The sequence below is a fragment of the Pseudomonas sp. SBT1-2 genome, from assembly GCF_028640875.1.
Classification (GTDB): Bacteria; Pseudomonadota; Gammaproteobacteria; order Pseudomonadales; family Pseudomonadaceae; genus Aquipseudomonas; species Aquipseudomonas chlororaphis_I.
This window is the reverse complement of record NZ_JAQZAA010000082.1, coordinates 281,435-303,559: the sequence shown is the minus strand read 5'-3', so window position 1 is coordinate 303,559 and position 22,125 is coordinate 281,435. Positions and strand designations below refer to the sequence as shown.

The 22,125-nt window shown below is 61.6% G+C and carries 19 protein-coding genes; 14 read left to right on the top strand and 5 right to left on the bottom strand.

The genetic code is table 11. The features are described from left to right. Positions 1-82 precede the first annotated feature (82 nt). The 3 genes from PVZ78_RS16630 to rloA are packed head-to-tail and all read right to left on the bottom strand — an operon-like array spanning position 83 to position 3,149. The gene (locus PVZ78_RS16630; protein WP_009047893.1) at positions 83-1,069 is read right to left on the bottom strand and encodes an alpha-L-glutamate ligase-like protein; all 987 of its coding nucleotides are present in this window, start codon (positions 1,067-1,069) and stop codon (positions 83-85) included. Beyond that, on the bottom strand, positions 1,069-2,601 hold the full coding sequence (gene rloB / locus PVZ78_RS16625) for an osmotic stress tolerance membrane protein RloB (RefSeq protein WP_009047894.1): 1,533 nt from the start codon (positions 2,599-2,601) through the stop codon (positions 1,069-1,071). The genes PVZ78_RS16630 and rloB overlap by 1 nt, the downstream gene beginning before the upstream one ends. A gap of 5 nt (positions 2,602-2,606) precedes the next feature. After that, positions 2,607-3,149, bottom strand: a complete 543-nt coding sequence (gene rloA, locus PVZ78_RS16620; RefSeq protein WP_009047895.1) for a retropepsin-like aspartic peptidase RloA — start codon at positions 3,147-3,149, stop codon at positions 2,607-2,609. Positions 3,150-3,418: 269 nt separating this feature from the next. On the opposite strand from rloA, the gene PVZ78_RS16615 reads away from it, so the two are divergent. The 6 genes from PVZ78_RS16615 (at position 3,419) to prpD (ending at position 12,029) form a co-directional block, all read left to right on the top strand. Continuing rightward, positions 3,419-4,141, top strand: a complete 723-nt coding sequence (locus tag PVZ78_RS16615) for a GntR family transcriptional regulator (RefSeq protein ID WP_009047896.1) — start codon at positions 3,419-3,421, stop codon at positions 4,139-4,141. Then, positions 4,138-5,034, top strand: a complete 897-nt coding sequence (prpB, locus tag PVZ78_RS16610; RefSeq protein ID WP_273828963.1) for a methylisocitrate lyase — start codon at positions 4,138-4,140, stop codon at positions 5,032-5,034. The genes PVZ78_RS16615 and prpB overlap by 4 nt, the downstream gene beginning before the upstream one ends. Positions 5,035-5,210: 176 nt before the next feature. Next, on the top strand, positions 5,211-6,338 hold the full coding sequence (gene prpC, locus PVZ78_RS16605; protein ID WP_102677654.1) for a bifunctional 2-methylcitrate synthase/citrate synthase: 1,128 nt from the start codon (positions 5,211-5,213) through the stop codon (positions 6,336-6,338). A 174-nt stretch (positions 6,339-6,512) separates the two neighbouring features. After that, positions 6,513-9,107 carry a Fe/S-dependent 2-methylisocitrate dehydratase AcnD gene (gene acnD / locus PVZ78_RS16600; protein WP_041989097.1) on the top strand — a complete coding sequence of 865 codons (2,595 nt, stop codon included), beginning with the start codon at positions 6,513-6,515 and terminating at the stop codon, positions 9,105-9,107. Between the two features lie 60 nt (positions 9,108-9,167). After that, a complete protein-coding gene (gene prpF / locus PVZ78_RS16595; protein ID WP_009047899.1) occupies positions 9,168-10,358 on the top strand; it encodes a 2-methylaconitate cis-trans isomerase PrpF in 1,191 nt (396 codons plus the stop codon). Between the two features lie 186 nt (positions 10,359-10,544). Next, positions 10,545-12,029, top strand: a complete 1,485-nt coding sequence (gene prpD / locus PVZ78_RS16590) for a 2-methylcitrate dehydratase (protein WP_101282039.1) — start codon at positions 10,545-10,547, stop codon at positions 12,027-12,029. A gap of 108 nt (positions 12,030-12,137) precedes the next feature. On the opposite strand, the gene ppsR is transcribed toward prpD, so the two are convergent. Further along, positions 12,138-12,956: a posphoenolpyruvate synthetase regulatory kinase/phosphorylase PpsR gene (gene ppsR / locus PVZ78_RS16585; RefSeq protein ID WP_007927505.1), complete on the bottom strand. Its 819-nt coding sequence runs from the start codon at positions 12,954-12,956 to the stop codon at positions 12,138-12,140. Positions 12,957-13,129: 173 nt separating this feature from the next. Between ppsR and ppsA the strand changes: the two genes are divergently transcribed. From ppsA to PVZ78_RS16545, 8 genes are all read left to right on the top strand, one after another. Then, on the top strand, positions 13,130-15,505 hold the full coding sequence (gene ppsA / locus PVZ78_RS16580) for a phosphoenolpyruvate synthase (RefSeq protein ID WP_009047902.1): 2,376 nt from the start codon (positions 13,130-13,132) through the stop codon (positions 15,503-15,505). A gap of 100 nt (positions 15,506-15,605) precedes the next feature. After that, positions 15,606-16,595 (top strand): alpha/beta fold hydrolase, encoded by a 990-nt coding sequence (locus PVZ78_RS16575; protein ID WP_009047903.1) that lies wholly within the window; start codon positions 15,606-15,608, stop codon positions 16,593-16,595. 267 nt (positions 16,596-16,862) lie between these two features. Then, positions 16,863-17,354: a ribonuclease E activity regulator RraA gene (gene rraA / locus PVZ78_RS16570; RefSeq protein WP_009042919.1), complete on the top strand. Its 492-nt coding sequence runs from the start codon at positions 16,863-16,865 to the stop codon at positions 17,352-17,354. Between the two features lie 25 nt (positions 17,355-17,379). After that, positions 17,380-18,375, top strand: coding sequence for a zinc transporter ZntB (locus tag PVZ78_RS16565; protein WP_009042920.1), 996 nt, complete (start codon positions 17,380-17,382; stop codon positions 18,373-18,375). 63 nt (positions 18,376-18,438) lie between these two features. Next, on the top strand, positions 18,439-18,684 hold the full coding sequence (locus tag PVZ78_RS16560) for a hypothetical protein (RefSeq protein ID WP_007927518.1): 246 nt from the start codon (positions 18,439-18,441) through the stop codon (positions 18,682-18,684). Between the two features lie 2 nt (positions 18,685-18,686). Continuing rightward, positions 18,687-19,511 (top strand): mechanosensitive ion channel family protein, encoded by an 825-nt coding sequence (locus tag PVZ78_RS16555; RefSeq protein ID WP_007927520.1) that lies wholly within the window; start codon positions 18,687-18,689, stop codon positions 19,509-19,511. Between the two features lie 88 nt (positions 19,512-19,599). After that, a complete protein-coding gene (gene sigX, locus PVZ78_RS16550; RefSeq protein WP_009042922.1) occupies positions 19,600-20,190 on the top strand; it encodes an RNA polymerase sigma factor SigX in 591 nt (196 codons plus the stop codon). Between the two features lie 107 nt (positions 20,191-20,297). Next, on the top strand, positions 20,298-21,284 hold the full coding sequence (locus PVZ78_RS16545) for an OmpA family protein (protein WP_007927525.1): 987 nt from the start codon (positions 20,298-20,300) through the stop codon (positions 21,282-21,284). 77 nt (positions 21,285-21,361) lie between these two features. Here PVZ78_RS16545 and cobA read toward each other — a convergent pair whose 3' ends face one another. Further along, a complete protein-coding gene (gene cobA, locus PVZ78_RS16540; RefSeq protein ID WP_028682001.1) occupies positions 21,362-22,123 on the bottom strand; it encodes a uroporphyrinogen-III C-methyltransferase in 762 nt (253 codons plus the stop codon). Between the last annotated feature and the right edge of the window lie 2 nt (positions 22,124-22,125).

Below are 22,125 nucleotides of genomic sequence, written 5' to 3'. Positions count from 1 at the left end.
GGTCTTCCAGCGTCCATAAGGACGCCACGGCCGTGCCGGCCGATCGCAGCCTGCGGCAGCGGCTACAGGTCAATGCCGTGGATCAGCCTTCCACCGCCGGGATATGGCCGAACAGATCCTGGGCAAACTGCACGCGCTGCTCGACGGTTTCGCTGATGCCGCGGGCTTTCAGCTCTGCCAGGTGCGCTTCGACCGCGTGGGTGCGCTGGGTCAGGCCGCAGTCGTTGGCGATCTGGATGTTCAGGCCGGGGCGGGCGTTGAGCTCGAGGATCAGCGGGCCCTTTTCCTGGTCCAGCACCATGTCGACCCCGATGTAGCCCAGGCCGCACAGCTCGTAGCAGCCGGCCGCCAGCTTCATGAAGCCGTCCCAGTAGGGCAGCTGCACGCCGTCCACCGCGTTGGTGGTGTCCGGGTGCTTGGCGATGATGTTGTTCAGCCAGGTACCGCGCAGGGTCAGGCCGGTAGCCAGGTCGACACCGACGCCGATGGCGCCCTGGTGCAGGTTGGCCTTGCCGCCGGACTGGCGGGTCGGCAGGCGCAGCATGGCCATCACCGGGTAGCCCATGAGCACGATGATGCGGATGTCCGGCACGCCTTCGTAGCTGATGCTCTTGAAGATCTGGTCCGGGGTCACCCGGTATTCGATCAGCGCCCGGTCACGGTGGCCGCCCAGGGAATAGAGGCCGGTGAGGATGCTGGAGATGTGGTGCTCGATTTCTTCATGACTGATGATCTTGCCCGACACCGTGCGGTAGCGACCCTCGAAACGGTCGGCGATCACGATGATGCCGTCGCCGCCGGCGCCTTGCGCCGGCTTGATCACGAAGTCGTTGCGCCCGCCGATGATCTCGCCGAGCTTGTCGATTTCCTTCTCGGTGGAGATCACGCCATACAGTTCCGGCACATGGATGCCGGCCTTGATCGCGCGTTCCTTGGTGATGATCTTGTCGTCGACGATCGGGTACAGGCTGCGCTTGTTGTACTTGAGCACGTAGTCCGCGTTACGCCGATTGATCCCCATGATGCCCCGGGCTTCCAGGGCCTTCCAGGTCTTCCACAGGCCGAACATTACGAATCAGCCTTGACGAAGGCTTTGAAACGGATCAGCTCGGTCAGGCGGTAGCCGCGGTAGCGACCCATCGCCAGCATGAAGCCCACCAGGATCAGCAGCATCGCCGGGAAGGTGAAGACGAAGTAGATCAGCTCCGGCACGCTCATGATCAGGTGGGCCAGGGAGGCGGCGAACAGCGTGCCGATGGCGACTTTCATCGCGTGGCCGGCGCCACGTTCTTCCCAGGTGATCGACAGGCGTTCGATGGTCATGGTCAGGATCACCATCGGGAACAGGGCGACCGACAGGCCGCGTTCCAGGCCGAGCTTGTGGCTGAACAGGCTGATGGCGGCGATCAGCACCACGACGAAGGTCAGCACCACCGACAGCCGCGGCAGCATCTGCAGCTTCAGGTGTTCCAGGTAGGACCTGAGCGACAGCCCGAGCGCGGTGATTACGGTGAACAGCACGATGCCGAAGCCCAGCTGGGTTTCGCGGAAGGCCAGGGCGATCAGCACCGGGGTGAAGGTACCCAGGGTCTGCAGGCCGATCAGGTTGCGCAGCACCAGGATCACCAGCACGCCGATCGGGATCATCACCATGATCATGAAGGTCTGCTGGGTCTGCAGCGGCAGGCCGTACAGCGAGTATTCGAGGAAGTTGGCGTCGGTGTTCTCGTCGGTCAGCTTGGCCAGGCGAATGGCGTTCATTTCGCTGTTGTTCAGGCTGAAGGTGACGGTGGCTTTCTTGCCGCCATCGACGGTGATCAGGCTGTCGTCACCGATCCACCACAACAGGCGGTCGCTGGGCAGGCCCTGTTCGCCGGTTTCCGGGTTGAAGTACAGCCAGTCGGTACCGTTGAAGCTGCGCAGCCACAGTTCCGGAGCCTGCGGCTGGTCGGCCACCAGGCGGATGGTGTGGACCTTTTCCATCGGCACGTGGGCGATGGACAGCAGCAGGTCGACGATCTTGGCCTTGTTCGCCGGCGACGGATCACCCGCCAGGAGCATCTTGGCGTTGTCGTCGCTGCTGTTGTTGACCCGCTTGATGGCTTCGCTGATGAAGGTCTCGACGTCGGCCGAGTGCTGGCGGATCGGCGCGAGCAGGGCTTCGGCGGCGATCTTTTCCGGGCCTTCGACGGCGATGCTGTCGCGGAAGGTCGGGCCCTTGATCTTGGCTTTTTCCGCGGTGTAGCGCTTGGTCAGGACCAGGCGGTAGTAGAGGGTCTGGTTGCCCTTGGCGCGGCGTGCCGACCAGGTGACCTTGCGGTTGCCGTCGACGCGGTTCACCGCCACCCCGTAGTTATTGGAAATGAAGCTCTCGTTCAGGCTGACGTAGTCGCGGCTCAGGGGCGGCACGAACATCTGGATCTTGATCGGGTCCTTGGCGTTGGCGACGAATTCGACCTTGGCGTCGATGTTCCACAGGTCGTCGGTGGCGTCTTCGGTCACCGGGATGCCGAGCACGAAAATCTGATAGGCCGTGATCGAGATGCCCAGCACCACCAGGATGGCGATCAGGATTTTCAGATGGAGGGTAAGAGAGCGCATTGGAATTACTCTGCGGTATGAGCGTCGGTGGCGCAGGCAGGTTTGCCAGCAGCGTATTTAAGACTGGGGTCGACCAGTGCATCGAAGCGCTTGAGCGCTTCGGAGCCGATCAAGAGCGGGTATTGGAATGCACTGCGGTCGGTCAAGTTCACTTCTATGCTGCGCAGGGCTGTGCCCATGCAGATATCCAGCTCGATGACCGGGCGCGCGGTGTACTTCTTGTTGTTTTCCTCATCGGGGTCGTAGTCGCCGGCGCGGCGCTTGATCTTGCTGACGCGGGCCAGCGGACGTTCGATGGGGTGGGAATGGGCGGCGTCGATGGCCAGATAGAAGCGTACCCAGGACTCGCCATTGCGCTTGAAACGCTTGATATCGCGGGCGCTGAGGGAGGCGGTCTTGGCGCCGGTGTCGAGCTTGGCGGCGACTTCCAGGTCGATCCCGGACAGTCTGGCGTATTCATTCAGACCGTAAACGGTCTTGCCGGCGGCGGCACTCAGGCCCGGCAGGCCGAGCAGGCAGAACAGTATGGAGAAGGCCTTGAGTCTCATAGATCCTGGTGCGTTGCATGGGTTCTTCAGTTCAAGGCGACTGGCATTGCTGCGCAAGCTCCCTCGTGTGCTGCCTTATTAATGTGACAGGCAAATGCGGGCGGCATTCTAGCATGCTGGTTTTATGGCGCCAGCGGCGGGGCGGGGGCTTTTGTGCCGGTTTGGTGCAAAGGGTTATTAGACGATTGTCGACAATATCTATTTTTCCTTTGACTGGTTGGCTTGTATTGGCTAGTTTTTGTCGCATTGATTTTCAAGGTGTCGACAATATGCTGGATCAGCTCGATCCCCCCGCCGTGACGCAGGACGATTCGGAAACCTTGTCCGAAAACGTCTTCAGGCGCATTCAGGCGGCCATCGTCAAGGGTGAGATCGCCCCGGGCAGCAAGATTTCCGAGCCGGAACTGGCGCGCACCTATGGCATCAGCCGCGGCCCGCTGCGCGAGGCGATCCACCGCCTGGAAGGCCAGCGTCTGCTGGTGCGGGTGCCCCATGTCGGGGCGCGGGTGGTGTCCCTGAGCCATGCCGAGCTGATCGAACTCTACGAAATCCGCGAGTCCCTGGAAGGCATGGCCTGCCGCCTGGCCGCCGAGCGCATGACCAACGAGGAAATCGACGAGCTGCGCCGGGTCCTCGATACCCACGAGCGCGACGCGGCGTTCCAGGCCGGGGTCGGCTACTACCAGCAGGAAGGCGATTTCGACTTCCACTACCGGATCATCCAGGGCGCGGGCAACCGCACCCTCACGCAGATGCTCTGCGGCGAGCTGTACCAACTGGTGCGCATGTACCGCATCCAGTTTTCCGCCACACCCAACCGCCCGCACCAGGCGTTCGCCGAGCACCACCGGATTCTCGATGCCATCGCCGATCGCGACGGCGAACTGGCCGAGTTGTTGATGCGCCGTCACATCGGCGCTTCCAAACGCAACATTGCCCGTCATTACCAGGACGGCGCCAAGCAGACAGCCACTCCACGAGGTGAGTCATGAGTTCCAATAACAAGAGCACTCCAGGCCAGCGCTTTCGCGATGCGGTCGCCAGCGAACGACCGTTGCAGGTGGTCGGCGCCATCAATGCCAACCATGCGCTGCTGGCCAAGCGCGCCGGGTTCAAGGCGATCTACCTGTCCGGTGGCGGGGTGGCGGCCGGCTCCCTCGGCGTGCCGGACCTGGGCATCACCGGGCTCGACGACGTGCTGACCGACGTGCGCCGCATCACCGACGTCTGCGACCTGCCGCTGCTGGTGGACGTGGACACCGGTTTCGGTTCGTCGGCGTTCAACGTGGCGCGCACCGTCAAGTCGATGATCAAGTTCGGCGCGGCGGCGATTCACATCGAGGACCAGGTCGGCGCCAAGCGCTGCGGCCATCGTCCGAACAAAGAGATCGTCTCCCCGCAGGAAATGGTCGACCGTATCAAGGCCGCGGTGGATGCCCGCACCGACGACAGCTTCGTGATCATGGCCCGTACCGACGCCCTGGCGGTGGAGGGGCTGGAGTCGGCCCTGGATCGCGCCGCCGCCTGCATCGAGGCCGGCGCCGACATGGTGTTCCCGGAAGCCATCACTGAGCTGGAGATGTACAAGATCTTCGCCAGCCGGGTGAAAGCGCCGATCCTGGCCAACATCACCGAGTTCGGCGCCACGCCGCTGTACACCACCGAACAACTGAAATCCGTGGATGTTTCCCTGGTGCTGTACCCGCTGTCGGCGTTCCGTGCCATGAACAAGGCGGCGGAAAACGTCTACACCGCGATCCGTCGCGACGGTACCCAGCAGAACGTGATCGACACCATGCAGACCCGCATGGAGCTGTACGACCGCATCGACTACCACACCTTCGAGCAGAAGCTCGATGCGCTGTTCGCCCAGAAGAAAAGCTGAACCAACCTTTGTAGGAGCGAGGCTTGCCCGCGATGGACGTTAACGACAACGCGCAGCCCCTGATACACCGGGGTGTGCCGATCGGCATCGCGAGCCGCTTCGTTCCTGCGGTGTCGGGGTGAGCCCCGACCCATGAAGTTGCCGATTCCCTAACAAATTCAAGATTGGAGAGAGCAATGGCCGAAGCAAAAGTATTGAGTGGCGCTGGCCTGCGTGGCCAGGTGGCCGGACAGACTGCCTTGTCGACCGTAGGCCAGGCCGGTGCCGGGCTGACCTACCGGGGTTACGACGTCCGCGAACTGGCGGCCGACGCGCAGTTCGAGGAAGTGGCCTACCTGCTGCTGTACGGCGAGCTGCCGACCCAGGCGCAACTGGACGCCTACGCCCAGAAGCTGAGCAAGCTGCGCGACCTGCCGCAGGCGCTGAAAGAAGTGCTGGAACGCATTCCGGCCGACGCCCATCCGATGGATGTGATGCGCACCGGCTGTTCGTTCCTCGGCAATATCGAGCCGGAACAGGACTTCTCCCAACAGCGTGACGTCACCGACCGCCTGCTGGCCGCGTTCCCGGCGATCATGTGCTACTGGTACCGCTTCAGCCACGACGGCAAGCGCATCGATTGCGTGACCGACGAGCCGTGCATCGGCAGCCACTTCCTGCACCTGCTGCACGACAAGAAACCGAGCGAGCTGCACGTCAAGGTGATGAACGTGTCGCTGATCCTCTACGCCGAGCACGAATTCAACGCCTCGACCTTCACCGCCCGGGTCTGTGCCTCGACCCTGTCCGACCTGTACTCCTGCGTTACTGCGGCCATCGGTTCGCTGCGCGGCCCGCTGCATGGCGGCGCCAATGAGGCGGCGATGGAGATGATCGAGCGTTTTTCTTCGCCGGAAGAGGCGATCAAGGGCACCCTCGGCATGCTCGAGCGCAAGGACAAGATCATGGGCTTCGGCCATGCGATCTACAAAGACAACGACCCGCGCAACGAGGTGATCAAGGGCTGGTCGAAAAAGCTCGCTGACGAAGTGGGCGACAAGGTGTTGTTCCCGGTTTCCGAAGCCATCGACAAGACCATGTGGGAGCAGAAGAAGCTGTTCCCCAACGCCGACTTCTACCATGCCTCGGCGTACCACTTCATGGGCATCCCGACCAAGCTGTTCACCCCGATCTTCGTCTGCTCGCGCCTGACTGGCTGGGCGGCCCACGTGTTCGAACAGCGCGCCAACAACCGCATCATTCGTCCAAGCGCCGAGTACGTCGGCGTCGAACAGCGCAAGTTCGTGCCAATCGAACGTCGCTGAATGGTGGCTGCTTAAAAAACCAGAGCCCCGTAGGAGCGAGGCTTGCCCGCGAAGACGGACTGACATTCACCATCGATGTTGGCCGTTACACCGCTATCGCGAGCAAGCTTCGCTCCTACAGGGAGCGGTTTCAGCAGCACCACCTTTTGCAATCACCGTGACCGAGTCCTGACGATGAACACTGAATTTCGTAAAGCGTTACCCGGTACCCGACTGGATTACTTCGACACCCGCGCGGCCGTCGAGGCGATCCAGCCCGGCGCCTACGACAGCCTGCCGTACACCTCGCGCGTGCTCGCGGAAAACCTGGTGCGTCGTTGCGATCCGGCGACCCTGACCGATTCCCTGAAGCAACTGATCGAGCGCAAGCGCGACCTCGACTTCCCGTGGTTTCCGGCCCGTGTGGTGTGCCACGACATTCTCGGCCAGACCGCCCTGGTGGATCTGGCCGGCCTGCGCGACGCCATCGCCGACCAGGGTGGCGACCCGGCCCAGGTCAACCCGGTGGTGCCGACCCAGTTGATCGTCGACCACTCGCTGGCGGTGGAGTGCGGCGGATTTGACCCGGATGCGTTCGCCAAGAACCGCGCGGTGGAAGACCGGCGCAACGAAGACCGTTTCCACTTCATCAACTGGACCAAGAAAGCCTTCAAGAACGTCGACGTGATCCCGCCGGGCAACGGCATCATGCACCAGATCAACCTGGAGAAAATGTCGCCGGTGATCCAGGCGCGCGATGGCGTGGCCTTTCCCGATACCTGCGTCGGCACCGACAGCCATACCCCACACGTGGATGCCTTGGGCGTGATCGCCATCGGCGTCGGCGGCCTGGAAGCCGAAAGCGTGATGCTCGGCCGGGCGTCCTGGATGCGCCTGCCGGAAATCGTCGGCGTCGAGCTGACCGGCAAGCTGCAACCGGGCATCACCGCCACCGACATGGTGCTGGCGCTGACCGAGTTCCTGCGCAAGCAGAAGGTGGTGGGCGCCTACCTTGAGTTCTTCGGCGCAGGCGCCGCGGCGCTGACCCTGGGCGACCGCGCGACCATCTCCAACATGGCCCCGGAATACGGTGCCACCGCGGCGATGTTCTACATCGACCAGCAGACCATCGACTACCTCAAGCTCACCGGTCGTGAAGACGAACAAGTGCAACTGGTCGAGACCTATGCCAAACAGGCCGGCCTGTGGGCCGACAGCCTGAAAGACGCCCAGTACGAGCGCGGCTTGCAGTTCGACCTGTCCTCGGTGGTGCGCAACATGGCGGGCCCGAGCAACCCCCACGCCCGGGTGGCGACCAGCGACCTGGCGGCCAAGGGCATCGCCGGCCAGTGGGAAGAGGTGCCGGGGCAAATGCCCGATGGCGCGGTGATCATCGCGGCCATCACCAGTTGCACCAACACCAGCAACCCGCGCAACGTGATCGCCGCCGGCCTGCTGGCGCGCAACGCCAACAAGCTCGGCCTGACCCGCAAACCCTGGGTCAAGTCGTCGCTGGCACCGGGTTCCAAGACCGTGGCCATGTACCTGGACGAAGCCGGCCTGACCCACGAACTGGAGCAATTGGGCTTTGGCGTCGTGGCCTTTGCCTGCACCACCTGCAACGGCATGTCCGGTGCGCTGGACCCGGTGATTCAGAAAGAAATCATCGACCGCGACCTGTACGCCACCGCGGTGCTGTCGGGCAACCGCAACTTCGACGGGCGCATCCACCCCTATGCCAAGCAGGCGTTCCTCGCGTCGCCGCCGCTGGTAGTGGCCTATGCGATTGCCGGGACCATCCGCTTCGACATCGAGAAGGACGTGCTGGGCCTGGACGCCAACGGCAAGGAAATCCGCCTCAAGGACATCTGGCCGAGCGACGAAGAGATCGACGCGGTGGTCAAGGCTTCGGTGAAACCCGAGCAGTTCCGCAAGGTGTACATCCCGATGTTCGCCATTCACGAAGACACCGGGCCCAAGGTCGAGCCGCTGTACGACTGGCGTGAAATGAGCACCTACATCCGTCGTCCGCCGTACTGGGAAGGCGCCCTGGCCGGGGCGCGCAGCCTGACCGGCATGCGCCCGCTGGCGGTGTTGCCGGACAACATCACCACCGATCACCTGTCGCCGTCCAATGCCATCATGCTCGACAGCGCGGCCGGCGAGTACCTGGCGAAAATGGGCCTGCCGGAAGAGGACTTCAACTCTTACGCGACCCACCGCGGTGACCATCTGACTGCGCAACGCGCGACCTTCGCCAACCCGAAACTGTTCAACGAAATGGTCCAGGAAGGCGGCAAGGTCAAGCAGGGTTCGCTGGCGCGGATCGAGCCGGAAGGCCAGGTCACCCGGATGTGGGAAGCCATCGAAACCTATATGCAGCGCAAGCAGCCGCTGATCATCATCGCCGGCGCCGACTACGGCCAGGGTTCGTCCCGTGACTGGGCGGCCAAGGGCGTGCGCCTGGCCGGGGTGGAGGCCATCGCCGCCGAAGGCTTCGAGCGCATCCACCGCACCAACCTGGTGGGCATGGGCGTATTGCCGCTGGAGTTCAAGCCGGGCACCGACCGCAAGACCCTGGGCATCGACGGCACCGAAACCTTCGATGTGGTGGGCGAGCGCAAGCCGCGCGCCACCCTGACCCTGGTGATCCGACGCAAGAACGGCGAGCGCATCGAGGTGCCGGTGACCTGCCGTCTCGACACCGCTGAAGAGGTGTCGATCTACGAAGCTGGTGGCGTGTTGCAGCGCTTTGCCCAGGACTTCCTCGAATCGGCTGTCGCCAGTTAAGTGACGTACCGAGGGCGGGCCGCAAGGCGCCGCCCTCGGTCTTTATCAGGACCGAAATCCATGGCTTTCGTAGCGCAAATCAAGATTCCCGCCACCTACATGCGTGGCGGCACCAGCAAGGGCGTGTTCTTCAGCCTGCAAGACCTGCCCGAGGCGGCGCAACTGCCGGGGGCGGCCCGCGATGCGTTGCTGTTGCGGGTGATCGGCAGCCCCGACCCGTACGACAAGCAGATCGACGGCATGGGCGGCGCCACGTCCAGCACCAGCAAGACGGTGATCCTGTCGAAAAGCATCAAGCCCGGCCACGACGTGGATTATCTGTTCGGCCAGGTCTCCATCGACAAGCCTTTCGTCGACTGGAGCGGCAACTGCGGCAACCTGTCGGCGGCGGTCGGTTCCTTCGCCATCAGCAGCGGCCTGGTGGATGCCGAGCGCATCCCGCAGAACGGCGTGGCCGTGGTGCGCATCTGGCAGGCCAATATCGGCAAGACCATCATCGCCCATGTGCCGATGACCAACGGCGCGGTGCAGGAAACCGGCGACTTCGAACTGGATGGCGTGACCTTCCCGGCGGCCGAAGTGCAGCTGGAGTTCATGGATCCGGCGGCTGAGGAAGAGGGCGCCGGTGGTTCGATGTTCCCCACCGGCAACCTGGTGGATGATCTGGAGGTGCCGGGCGTCGGGACGTTCAAGGCCACCATGATCAATGCCGGGATCCCGACCATCTTCATCAATGCCCGCGACATCGGCTACAGCGGCACCGAGCTGCAGGGCGATATCAACGGCGACCCCAAGGCGCTGGCGATGTTCGAGACCATCCGCGCCCACGGCGCGCTGCGCATGGGGCTGATCCAGCACCTGGACGAAGCGGCCAAGCGCCAACACACGCCCAAGGTCGCCTTTGTCGCCCCGCCGGCGGACTACCAGGCGTCCAGCGGCAAGGCGGTGAAGGCTGCCGATATCGATCTGCTGGTGCGCGCGCTGTCCATGGGCAAGCTGCACCACGCGATGATGGGCACCGCTGCGGTGGCCATCGGCACGGCGGCGGCGATCCCTGGGACCCTGGTCAACCTGGCGGCCGGCGGCGGGGAGCGCAGTGCGGTGCGTTTCGGCCACCCGTCGGGGACCTTGCGCGTCGGCGCCGAAGCCGTGCAGGACAACGGCGAATGGAGCGTGACCAAGGCCATCATGAGCCGCAGCGCACGGGTGCTGATGGAAGGCTGGGTGCGTGTGCCCGGCGACGCTTTCTAAAAACACACCACCCTTGTAGGAGCGAGCTTGCTCGCGATAGCGATACCAAGCTCGACAGCGATGTCGACAGTCCATCCGTCATCGCGAGCAAGCTCGCTCCTACAATGGGGGTTATAAAAAATAACCCCGATCAGCCTGACCTTGAGGATGCAACCCACACCTAACCCTTGATGGAGTGAACTGCCCATGAGCGCCAACGTTGATCTGAACGAACGTCCCGATTACGACCAGGTCCTGCAGGACATTGCCGATTACGTTCTGAACTACCGGATCGAGTCCCACGAGGCTCTGGATACCGCCCGCAACTGCCTGATGGACACCCTTGGCTGCGGCCTGCTGGCCCTGCGCTTTCCCGAATGCACCAAGCACCTGGGGCCCATGGTCGAGGGCACGGTCGTGCCGTTTGGCGCGCGAGTGCCGGGCACCAGTTTCCGCCTGGACCCGGTCAAGGCAGCCTGGGATATCGGCTGCATCGTCCGTTGGCTGGATTACAACGACACCTGGCTCGCCGCCGAGTGGGGTCATCCTTCCGACAACCTCGGCGGCATCCTCGCCGTGGCCGATCACTTGTCGCAAAAGCGTGTGGCCAATGGCGAGGCGCCGTTGACCATGCGCGCGGTGCTCGAGGCCATGATTATGGCCCATGAGATCCAGGGGGTGATTGCCCTGGAGAACTCCTTCAACCGCGTCGGCCTCGACCATGTGCTGCTGGTGAAAGTCGCCTCGACCGCGGTCACCGCCAAACTGATGGGCGCCAACCGCGAACAGCTGCTGGCGGCGCTGTCCCATGCCTTTGTCGATGGCCAGGCGCTGCGCACTTATCGGCATGCGCCGAATGCCGGTTCGCGCAAGTCCTGGGCGGCGGGGGACGCCACGAGTCGTGGTGTGCGCCTGGCGGATATCGCCCTGCGCGGCGAGATGGGCATTCCGGGAGTGCTGAGCGCGCCGCAGTGGGGCTTCTACGACGTGCTGTTCAGCCACACCAACAAGGACCTGGCGCTCAAGCCCGAAGACCAGCGCCGTTTCAGCCTGTCGCAGAAGTACGGCAGTTACGTGATGGAAAACGTGCTGTTCAAGATCAGCTTCCCGGCCGAGTTCCATGCGCAGACCGCCTGTGAAGCGGCGGTGACCCTGCATCCGCTGGTACGCAATCGCCTGCACGAGATCGACAGGATTGTCATCACCACCCACGAATCGGCGATCCGCATCATTTCCAAGGTCGGCCCGCTGGCCAACGCCGCCGACCGCGACCACTGCATCCAGTACATGACCGCCGTGCCGCTGGCCTTCGGCAACCTGGTGGCCGAGCACTATGAAGACGGCTTCCATGCCGCCCACCCGATCATCGATCAGTTGCGCGAGAAGATGCAGATAGTCGAAGAACCGCGCTACACCCGCGAGTACCTGGAGGCCGACAAGCGCTCCATCGCCAATGCGCTACAGGTGTTCTTCAAGGATGGCTCGAGCACCGAGCAGGTGGTGGTGGAATACCCGATCGGCCATCGCCGGCGCCGCGCCGAAGGCATTCCGCTGCTGGAAGACAAGTTCAAGGCCAACCTGGCCACCCGCTTCACGGCCCAGCGTTCGGCGCAGATATTTGCCCTGTGCAAGGACCAGGCGCAGCTGGAAGCCACGGCGGTGCACCGGTTCGTGGATCTGTTGGTGATCTGAAGGCCGGGCGGACCGTTGGTCCGATCGCGACAAGCTCGCTCCTACAAGATCTTGTAAGCCATGCAGGGGCGAGCTTGCTCGCGATAGCCTTCTATTGGTCAGATAACGCTACTTGAAGCGCCGCTCGACGCCTTTTTCCACGAGGATCTTCGCCGAGATCTCTTCCACCGAGAAATGCGTGGAGTTGATGTGCGGAATGTTCTCGCGGCGGAACAGGTTTTCCACCTCGCGCACTTCGAACTCGCACTGGGCATAGCTCGAATAACGGCTGTTGGGCTTGCGCTCGTTGCGGATGGCGGTGAGCCGGTCGGGGTCGATGGTCAGGCCGAACAGCTTGTGCTGGTGGGCGCGCAGGGCGGTCGGCAACTGCAGGCGTTCCATGTCGTCTTCGGTCAGCGGGTAGTTGGCGGCGCGGATCCCGAACTGCATGGCCATGTACAGGCATGTCGGGGTCTTGCCGCAGCGCGACACGCCCACCAGGATCAGGTCGGCCTTGTCGTAGTAGTGGGTACGGGCGCCGTCGTCGTTGTCGAGGGCGAAGTTCACCGCCTCGATCCGCTCCATATAGTTGGAGTTGCCGCCAATGGAATGGGACTTGCCGACCGAGTACGACGAGTGCTCGCTCAACTCCAGTTCGAGGGGGGCGAGGAAGGTCGAGAAGATGTCGATCATGAAACCATTGGACGTCGCGAGGATCTCACGGATGTCCTGATTGACGATGGTGTCGAAGATAATCGGACGAAATCCGTCCTTTTCGGCGGCAATGTTGATTTGTTGTACCATGGCCCGCGCTTTATCTACGCTGTCGATATACGGCCGCGTGATTTTGCTGAAGGTAATGTTTTCGAACTGCGCCAGGAGGCTCTGGCCGAGGGTTTCAGCGGTGATACCGGTACCGTCGGAGATGAAGAAAGCAGATCGTTTCATTTGCACCTTGGGCCTTAAGCTAGTGACGAATCTTGGATATGATAGGCGCGATTTGCCGGCCTCCAATGGCCCGCATTCTCACTTATTTTCCAGGTCCAGGCCATACAGCTGGCAAGCGCTCCCCGAGCAGCCGGCTTCTGAGCTTTTCCAACACAGTTAGTGGAGAGATCACCTTGGTAGAGTACGTAGTTTCCCTCGATAAGCTCGGCGTCCATGATGTAGAGCATGTGGGGGGCAAGAACGCATCCCTGGGCGAGATGATCAGTAACCTTGCAGGCGCCGGTGTATCGGTCCCTGGAGGCTTTGCCACGACGGCCCAGGCCTATCGTGATTTTCTCGAATTGAGCGGTCTTAACGACCAGATCCACGCCGCGCTCGACGCCCTGGACGTCGATGACGTGAATGCCCTGGCCAAGACTGGCGCCCAGATCCGTCAGTGGATCATGGAAGCCGAGTTCCCCGAGCAACTGAACACCGAAATTCGCACCGCGTTCGCCAAGCTGTCCGCGGGCAACCCTGACATGGCCGTGGCCGTGCGCTCCTCGGCCACCGCCGAAGACCTGCCAGACGCTTCCTTCGCCGGCCAGCAGGAAACCTTCCTTAATATCCGTGGCGTCGAGAACGTCATTCGCGCCGCCAAGGAAGTCTTCGCCTCCCTGTTCAACGACCGCGCCATTTCCTACCGCGTGCACCAGGGCTTCGACCACAAGCTGGTCGCCCTGTCTGCCGGCGTACAGCGCATGGTGCGTTCGGAAACCGGCACCGCCGGCGTGATGTTCACCCTCGACACCGAGTCGGGCTTCCGTGACGTGGTGTTCATCACCGGCGCCTACGGCCTGGGTGAAACCGTCGTTCAAGGTGCGGTGAACCCGGACGAGTTCTACGTCCACAAGGGCACCCTGCAAGCCGGTCGCCCGGCCATCCTGCGCCGCAACCTGGGCAGCAAGGCGATCAAGATGATCTACGGCGACGAAGCCAAGGCCGGTCGCTCGGTCAAGACCGTCGACGTCGACAAGGCCGATCGCGCGCGTTTCTGCCTGACCGATGCCGAAGTCAGCGAGCTGGCCAAGCAGGCGATGATCATCGAGAAGCACTACAAGTGCCCGATGGACATCGAGTGGGCCAAAGACGGCGACGACGGCAAGCTGTATATCGTCCAGGCCCGTCCGGAAACCGTGAAGAGCCGCACCCAGGCCAACGTCATGGAACGTTACCTGTTGAAGGAAACCGGCACCGTGCTGGTGGAAGGTCGCGCCATCGGCCAGCGCATCGGCGCCGGCAAGGTGCGGATCATCAAGGACGTGTCGGAGATGGACAAGGTCCAGGCCGGCGACGTGCTGGTGTCCGACATGACCGACCCGGATTGGGAACCGGTGATGAAGCGCGCCAGCGCCATCGTCACCAACCGTGGCGGCCGTACCTGCCACGCCGCGATCATCGCGCGCGAGCTGGGTATTCCAGCGGTTGTCGGTTGCGGCAATGCCACCGAACTGTTGAAAGACGGCCAGGGCGTGACCGTGTCCTGTGCTGAAGGCGACACCGGTTTCATCTTCGAAGGCGAGTTGGGTTTCGACGTGAAGAAAAACTCCGTCGATGCCATGCCGGAGCTGCCGTTCAAGATCATGATGAACGTCGGCAACCCGGACCGCGCCTTCGACTTCGCCCAACTGCCGAACGCCGGTGTCGGCCTGGCCCGCCTGGAGTTCATCATCAACCGCATGATCGGCGTGCACCCCAAGGCACTGCTGAACTACGCCGGCCTGCCCCATGAAATCAAGGAAAGCGTCGACAAGCGCATCGCCGGTTACAACGAACCGGTCGGTTTCTACGTCGACAAGCTGGTCGAAGGCATCAGCACCCTGGCCGCGGCGTTCTGGCCGAAAAAGGTCATCGTGCGCCTGTCGGACTTCAAGTCCAACGAATACGCCAACCTGATCGGCGGCAAGCTCTACGAGCCGGAAGAAGAAAACCCGATGCTGGGCTTCCGCGGTGCTTCGCGTTACATCAGCGAATCGTTCCGTGACTGCTTCGAACTCGAGTGCCGCGCCCTCAAGCGTGTGCGCAACGACATGGGCCTGACCAACGTCGAGATCATGGTGCCGTTCGTCCGTACCCTGGGCGAAGCCAGCCAGGTGGTGGATCTGCTGGCCGAAAACGGTCTCAAGCGCGGTGAAAACGGCCTGCGCGTGATCATGATGTGCGAGCTGCCTTCCAACGCGATCCTGGCCGAAGAGTTCCTCGAGTTCTTCGACGGTTTCTCCATCGGTTCCAACGACCTGACCCAGCTGACCCTGGGCCTGGACCGCGACTCGGGCATCATCGCGCACCTGTTCGACGAGCGTAATCCGGCGGTCAAGAAGCTGCTGGCCAACGCCATCGCCGCTTGCAACAAGGCCGGCAAATACATCGGTATTTGCGGCCAGGGCCCGTCCGACCACCCGGACCTGGCCAAGTGGCTGATGGAGCAGGGCATCGAAAGCGTCTCGCTGAACCCGGACTCCGTACTGGAAACCTGGTTCTTCCTGGCCGAGGGGCAGGGTGCGGTCTAAGCGGAATGAAGCCCCGGCCAGCCTTCGGGCTGGCCGGGGCTTTGAGATTCAAGTAGGGCGGGCTCCATCTGGAAGCCGCCCTTTTTTGTGCAAGAGCATTATGCAAAGCAGCAGCAACCTATTTCCCGTCGCCTTGATCAGTGCCGAACGTCGAGGCGACCTGAGTGAAGACGTCTACCGCCTGAAGCCCGGCAACAGCCCGGACGCCACGGTCGAGCTGGCTGTTACCCGCCTGGGAATGGCGGACGAGCCCGAATCCCGTGGCGTGCCGGTGATTCTGCTGCACGGCAGCTTCTCCAATCGGCGTTTCTGGTATTCGCCCAAGGGCATCGGCCTGGGCGCGTATCTGGCGCGCCTGGGTTTCGATGTATGGATCCCCGAGATGCGTGGCCACGGCCTGTCGCGACGTAATGCCGACTACCGCAAGAATCGCGTCGCCGACTATGCGCAATACGATTTGCCGGCCATCGGCGCTTTCGTGCGGGAACAAAGCGGCCAGGTTCCGCACTGGATCGGCCATTCCCTGGGCGGCATTACCTTGGCGGCGGCCCTGGGCGGCCAGTATCTGGGAGAGCCGGCAGTGGCGTCGGCGGCGTTGTTCGGTTGTCAGGTCAGCCGCACCTATTGGCCGTTGAAAATCCCGGCGGTGGAGTGGGGCGGTCGTTTCATTCTCAAGCGGTTTGCCCAGTTGTCCGGCTCGCGGCTCAAGCGCGGTCCCGAGGACGAACCCATTGGCCTGGCCCTGGAAGGCATGCGTTGGTATGGGCTGTTCGGGCGTTTCGGGGATGGGCAGAAGGACTGGTGGGCCGGTTTGTCCGATGTTTCGCTGCCGGTATTGGCAGTGAGCGCGGCCGGGGATCATCAGGATCCGACCTGGGCTTGTCGCAAGCTGTTTGACCAGTTGAGTTCCGAGCACAAACAGTTTGTCTGCCTGGGGCGCGAACAAGGGTTCAGCGGCAATTTCGGCCACGTCGAGATGCTGGTGAGCAAAGCCGCCCAGGCCGAAGTCTGGCCTTTGGTGGCGCGTTGGTTGAAGGATCAGCAGAGCCCGTTGTTGGCATCGAGTGCCGAACTGGCTGCCGCGAGTTGAGTTCAGAAGGCTCTGACAAGAGCATTTCGTTCCGCTGCGCTTGCGGCTAAGATATGACGCATTGAGCGGTTTTGGTCACATTCGGTCGCTGGTTTGGTATCCCGTTCGTGCTCATTGCCCCTGCTGAAATTGGCGTATGGTGGGGGCTGAATGGGGATCGAGGGCTAAGGCAAGGTGTTGAACATTTGCCGCCAGCGCTCGTCACTCAGCATGAACCCTGCGAGTTCCGACACCGCGACGTGTTCTTTCCATTACAGGAGTTTCTCGATGAATCATTACCTCACTCCCGACCTGTGCGACGCCTACCCGGATCTGGTACAGGTGGTTGAACCGATGTTCAGCAATTTCGGTGGTCGCGACTCCTTCGGCGGCGAAATCGTGACCATCAAGTGCTTCGAAGACAACTCGCTGGTCAAGGAACAGGTCGAGCTCAAGGGCCACGGCAAGGTGCTGGTGGTCGACGGTGGCGGCTCCCTGCGCCGCGCGCTGCTGGGTGACATGCTGGCCGAGAAGGCCGCCAAGAATGGTTGGGAAGGGCTGGTGATCTACGGCTGCATCCGTGACGTCGATGTCATCGCGCAAACCGACCTGGGTGTTCAGGCGCTGGCCAGCCATCCGATGAAAACCGACAAGCGCGGCATTGGCGATCTCAATGTGGCGGTGACCTTTGCCGGGGTGACTTTCCGTCCGGGCGAATATGTCTATGCCGACAACAATGGCGTGATCGTTTCGCCAAGCCCACTGAAAATGCCTGAATAAGCAGTCGACCAAGCAAGGGATGAGGATGTTCGAGGAAGACAACGCGCAATGGGGGCTGGTACATGCCCTGGTGCTGGATGGTAAAGGTGGTGCGCGTGCAATTGCCCGAACTGAACTGGACGACCTGCAGCTGCAAGCCCATGAGAGCCTCTGGCTGCATTGGGATCGCAGCCATCCGCAAACCCAGACCTGGCTGCGTAAATCCAGCGGTCTGAGCGAGTTCAGCTGTGACCTCCTACTCGAAGAAAACACCCGGCCGCGCCTGTTGGCGCTGCCGGATTCCGAGTTCCTGCTGTTTTTACGCGGCATCAACCTCAACCCCGGCGCCGAGCCGGAGGACATGGTTTCGGTACGCATCTTCGGTTCGGCCCAGCGAGTGATCTCCCTGCGCCTGCGGCCATTGCGCGCGACCGATGAGCTGCTGGTGCAACTGGGCGAAGGCAAGGGACCCAAGACCGCCTCCGAACTCATCCTTTATATGGCTGAGTACCTGACTCATAAGGTGCAGGATCTGGTCAGCGACCTGTCGGAAGTGGTCGATGCCGAGGAAGAAAAACTGGATGCCGACGAACGGTATACCCCCGAGCACAGCAACATTCTGCAGATCCGTCGACGGGCTGCCGGACTCAAGCGTTTCCTCGCTCCGCAGCGGGATATTTTCGGTCAGCTCAGCCGCATCAGGCTGCCTTGGTTCGCCGATGACGATGGCGATTACTGGAACGAATTGAACAACAGCCTGACCCGCTACCTGGAAGAGCTCGAATTGACCCGAGAGCGCGTGGGGCTTGTGCTGGAGGCCGAAGACCGGCGCCTGAGCGTGCGCATGAACCGCATCATGTTTCGCTTCGGGATCATCACCGGGATCTTTCTGCCAATGAGTTTTCTGGCCGGCTTGCTGGGGATCAACGTCGGAGGAATCCCGCTTTCCAACAGCCCCTACGGGTTTCTGGTGGCCTGCCTGTTGATGGCGCTGGTAGCGCTGGGACAATGGTGGTTATTCCGACGTTTGCGCTGGGTCTGATCATGAACTATGTGACCCGGGGAATTTTGATCGCGTCTTTCACAGACATATCGAGAGGTGCGTATGCACGATCCGTTTGAACAGTCGTTGCGTGACATGCTCAAGGCCACACCGTCCACCCGGGACGACGATGCGTGCCTGGGCCGCGTACTGAAAACCGCCAACCGGCAGGTGGGGGCGGGCGATCTGTTCAGCCTGCTCGGCCGCTGGTTGCCGGCGCTGATGATTGCTCTGAATAACGGATCGGCCCATATCTCGCCGGTTTCCCGTCGTAAACCTACTGCTCGCACTGCTGATAAGGCTGATTGAATATGGAACTTGATCTCTGGACTCAGAGCCTCGTCACTGCGATGACTGCGTTGTGGACCAAGGTAGCGAACTTCATTCCCAACCTGTTTGGCGCGCTGGTCGTGCTGCTGTTGGGGTTCGTGGTCGCCAAACTGCTTGATACCCTGCTTTCCAAACTGCTCGCCAAACTGGGCCTGGACCGCTTGATGGGCGGTACCGGTTTGACCAAACTGCTGTCTCGTGCGGGCCTGCAGGTGCCGATTTCTACCTTGATCGGTAAAATCGTGTATTGGTTTGTTTTACTGATTTTCCTGGTTTCTGCTGCAGAATCCCTTGGCCTGGAGCGGGTTTCGGCTACGCTCGACATGCTGGCGCTGTATTTACCGAAGGTTTTCGGGGCCGCGCTGGTGCTGTTGGTGGGGGTATTGCTGGCGCAACTGGCCAATGGGCTGGTGCGTGGAGCGGCCGAAGGGGTTGGTCTGGATTACGCCAGTGGCCTGGGGCGAATCGCCCAGGGGCTGGTGATCATCATCAGTATTTCCGTTGCGATCAGTCAGTTGGAGGTCAAAACCGACCTGCTCAACCATGTGATCGTGATCGTTTTGATTACCGTTGGTCTGGCTGTTGCCTTGGCCATGGGGTTGGGAAGCCGGGATATTGCCGGTCAGATTCTTGCGGGAATCTATGTGCGTGAGTTGTATCAGGTTGGGCAACAAGTGCGAGTTGGCGAGGTCGAAGGGCAGATCGAGGAGATCGGCACGGTTAAGACTACACTGCTGACCGATGAGGGTGAGCTGGTCTCTCTCTCCAATCGGATCATGCTGGAGCAGCATGTAAGTAGCCGCTAACCCGGCAAACCCTGCTAATGTATGCCGCCGCAAAATGCCCTTGCCTGGGCTGCGGTGGACATTGACCTGACTGTCGGCCCGACTCGTTTTGAATAAAGCCCAATCGCTATCCACGCGCTATGACCCCCGTGAGCTCTCTGACGAGGAGTTGGTTGCGCGCTCGCACACGGAGCTGTTTCATGTGACGCGTGCGTATGAAGAGTTGATGCGACGCTATCAGCGAACCCTCTTCAACGTTTGTGCACGTTATTTAGGGAACGATCGTGATGCTGATGATGTCTGTCAGGAGGTGATGTTGAAGGTGCTGTATGGCCTCAAGAACTTCGAGGGGAAATCGAAGTTCAAGACATGGCTCTATAGCATCACGTACAACGAATGCATCACTCAGTATCGGAAAGAACGGCGCAAGCGTCGCTTGATGGATGCGTTAAGTCTTGATCCCCTCGAGGAAGCGTCTGAAGATAAGGCGCCGAAACCTGAGGAAAAGGGCGGACTTGACCGCTGGTTGGTGCATGTGAACCCGATCGATCGGGAGATTCTGGTGCTACGATTTGTCGCAGAACTGGAGTTCCAGGAGATCGCAGACATCATGCACATGGGGTTGAGTGCTACGAAAATGCGGTACAAGCGTGCGCTTGATAAATTGCGTGAGAAATTTGCAGGCATTGCTGAAACTTAGTTCGGCGCAAATATCTCTTACGTCTAGGTAAGTTCTGATAGACTTACCGCCGAGTTGTCCCCCGGTATGTGGGACTGCTTTACAATCACCAGATGGGGATTTAACGGATGAAACTGAAAAACACCTTGGGCATTGCCATTGGTTCTATTGTTGCCGTGACTTCGTTCGGCGTTCTGGCGCAAGGCCAAGGCGCGGTCGAGGGTGAACTGTTTTACAAAAAACAGTACAACGACAGCGTTAAGCACATCGAAGACGGCTTCAACCCAGGCGCTCGTATCGGCTACTTCCTGACCGATGACCTGTCGTTGGACCTGAACTACGACAAAACCAACCACACCCGTTCGAACGACGGCACTGGCAACCAGAAGATCAAAGGTGACACCGGCAGCCTGCTGGCTACCTACCACTTCGGTCAAGCTGGCGTGGACTCCCTGCGTCCATACGTTTCGGGTGGTTTCGGTCACCAGAGCCGTACCAACGTCCTGGCTGACGGCCACAGCGGTCGCGACCAGTCGACCCTGGCTATCATCGGTACCGGTGTTAAGTACTACTTCACCGACAACCTGTTCGCTCGTGCCGGCGTTGAAGCCGACTACGCAATGGACAACGGCAAGTGGGACTACTCCGCTCTGGTTGGTCTGGGTGTGAACTTCGGCGGCAACGCTGGCAAGGTTGCTCCAGCTCCTGCTCCAGTTCCAGAGCCAACTCCAGAACCAGAAGCTCCGGTTGCTGAAGTTGTTCGTGTTGAGCTGGACGTGAAGTTCGACTTCGACAAGTCGGTCGTTAAGCCTAACAGCTACGCTGACATCAAGAACCTCGCTGACTTCATGAAGCAGTACCCACAAACCACCACCGTTGTTGAAGGTCACACTGACTCCGTCGGTCCTGACGCTTACAACCAGAAACTGTCTGAGCGTCGTGCAAACGCCGTTAAGCAAGTTCTGACCAGCCAGTACGGTGTTGAGTCGAGCCGCGTTCAATCCGTTGGTTACGGTGAGTCCCGCCCAGTTGCTGACAACGCAACTGAAGCTGGCCGCGCTGTAAACCGTCGCGTAGAAGCGCAGGTTGAAGCACAAGCTCAACAAGCTCAGTAATCTGTAGCTTGCAGCTTTGAAAAACCCGGCCTAGGCCGGGTTTTTCTTTGTCCGCGATTTGTTGAAAGAGCCTGGCGTCAGGCCGAAAGTGCGGCCGCCAGGGCCGCCTCGGAAAGGGCCGGCAGTTGTGCGCCGCAAGCGGCCACCTCGCCAACCACCAGGATGGCCGGGCTTTTCAGCTGGAAGGTATGGGCATCGTCCTGCATGGTGTGCAGATCGCTCCGGCACAGGCGCTGCTCGGGCAGGGATGCATTTTCGATCATGGCCACCGGGGTATGCGGCGCCAGGCCGCCAGCAATCAGCTGTTCACGTATCTCGCCCAGTTTGGCCACCCCCATATAGATCACCAGCGTTGTGCCGCTCTGCGCCAGGGCCTGCCAGTTGAGGCTGCTGTCGTCCTGGGTATGGGCCGTCAGCAGGGTGACGCCACGGGCGACACCGCGCAGGGTCAGCGGGATCCCGCACTGGGTAGCTCCCGCCAGGCCGGCCGTGATGCCGTTCACCAGTTCCACCTCGACGCCACGTTCCTGCAGCCACTGCGCTTCCTCACCGCCACGGCCGAAGATGCATGGATCGCCACCCTTGAGGCGTACCACGCACTTGCCATGCCGGGCGTAGCGCAGCATCAGCCGATGAATGAACGCTTGGGGCGTCGAGCGGCAGCCGCCGCGTTTACCCACGGCAATGACCCGTGCCTGGGGGCAGTGCTCGAGCACCGCCGGATTCACCAGATCGTCGATCAGCACCACATCGGCTTCGCCCAGGGCCCGCACGGCCTTGAGGGTCAGCAGTTCAGGGTCGCCAGGGCCCGCACCCACCAGCCAGACTTTTGCGCTCATGT

Excerpts from the sequence above, each read along its gene's own strand:
- PVZ78_RS16630 (WP_009047893.1), bottom strand. The coding sequence starts at position 1,069 with ATGTTCGGCCTGTGGAAGACCTGGAAGGCCCTGGAAGCCCGGGGCATC.
- PVZ78_RS16560 (WP_007927518.1), top strand. The coding sequence starts at position 18,439 with ATGCACGATCCGTTTGAACAGTCGTTGCGTGACATGCTCAAGGCCACA.
- prpD (WP_101282039.1), top strand. The coding sequence starts at position 10,545 with ATGAGCGCCAACGTTGATCTGAACGAACGTCCCGATTACGACCAGGTC.
- PVZ78_RS16615 (WP_009047896.1), top strand. The coding sequence starts at position 3,419 with ATGCTGGATCAGCTCGATCCCCCCGCCGTGACGCAGGACGATTCGGAA.
- ppsR (WP_007927505.1), bottom strand. The coding sequence starts at position 12,956 with ATGAAACGATCTGCTTTCTTCATCTCCGACGGTACCGGTATCACCGCT.
- PVZ78_RS16575 (WP_009047903.1), top strand. The coding sequence starts at position 15,606 with ATGCAAAGCAGCAGCAACCTATTTCCCGTCGCCTTGATCAGTGCCGAA.
- cobA (WP_028682001.1), bottom strand. The coding sequence starts at position 22,123 with ATGAGCGCAAAAGTCTGGCTGGTGGGTGCGGGCCCTGGCGACCCTGAA.
- prpC (WP_102677654.1), top strand. The coding sequence starts at position 5,211 with ATGGCCGAAGCAAAAGTATTGAGTGGCGCTGGCCTGCGTGGCCAGGTG.
- rloA (WP_009047895.1), bottom strand. The coding sequence starts at position 3,149 with ATGAGACTCAAGGCCTTCTCCATACTGTTCTGCCTGCTCGGCCTGCCG.
- rloB (WP_009047894.1), bottom strand. The coding sequence starts at position 2,601 with ATGCGCTCTCTTACCCTCCATCTGAAAATCCTGATCGCCATCCTGGTG.
- acnD (WP_041989097.1), top strand. The coding sequence starts at position 6,513 with ATGAACACTGAATTTCGTAAAGCGTTACCCGGTACCCGACTGGATTAC.
- PVZ78_RS16565 (WP_009042920.1), top strand. The coding sequence starts at position 17,380 with ATGTTCGAGGAAGACAACGCGCAATGGGGGCTGGTACATGCCCTGGTG.
- prpF (WP_009047899.1), top strand. The coding sequence starts at position 9,168 with ATGGCTTTCGTAGCGCAAATCAAGATTCCCGCCACCTACATGCGTGGC.
- PVZ78_RS16545 (WP_007927525.1), top strand. The coding sequence starts at position 20,298 with ATGAAACTGAAAAACACCTTGGGCATTGCCATTGGTTCTATTGTTGCC.
- prpB (WP_273828963.1), top strand. The coding sequence starts at position 4,138 with ATGAGTTCCAATAACAAGAGCACTCCAGGCCAGCGCTTTCGCGATGCG.
- PVZ78_RS16555 (WP_007927520.1), top strand. The coding sequence starts at position 18,687 with ATGGAACTTGATCTCTGGACTCAGAGCCTCGTCACTGCGATGACTGCG.
- rraA (WP_009042919.1), top strand. The coding sequence starts at position 16,863 with ATGAATCATTACCTCACTCCCGACCTGTGCGACGCCTACCCGGATCTG.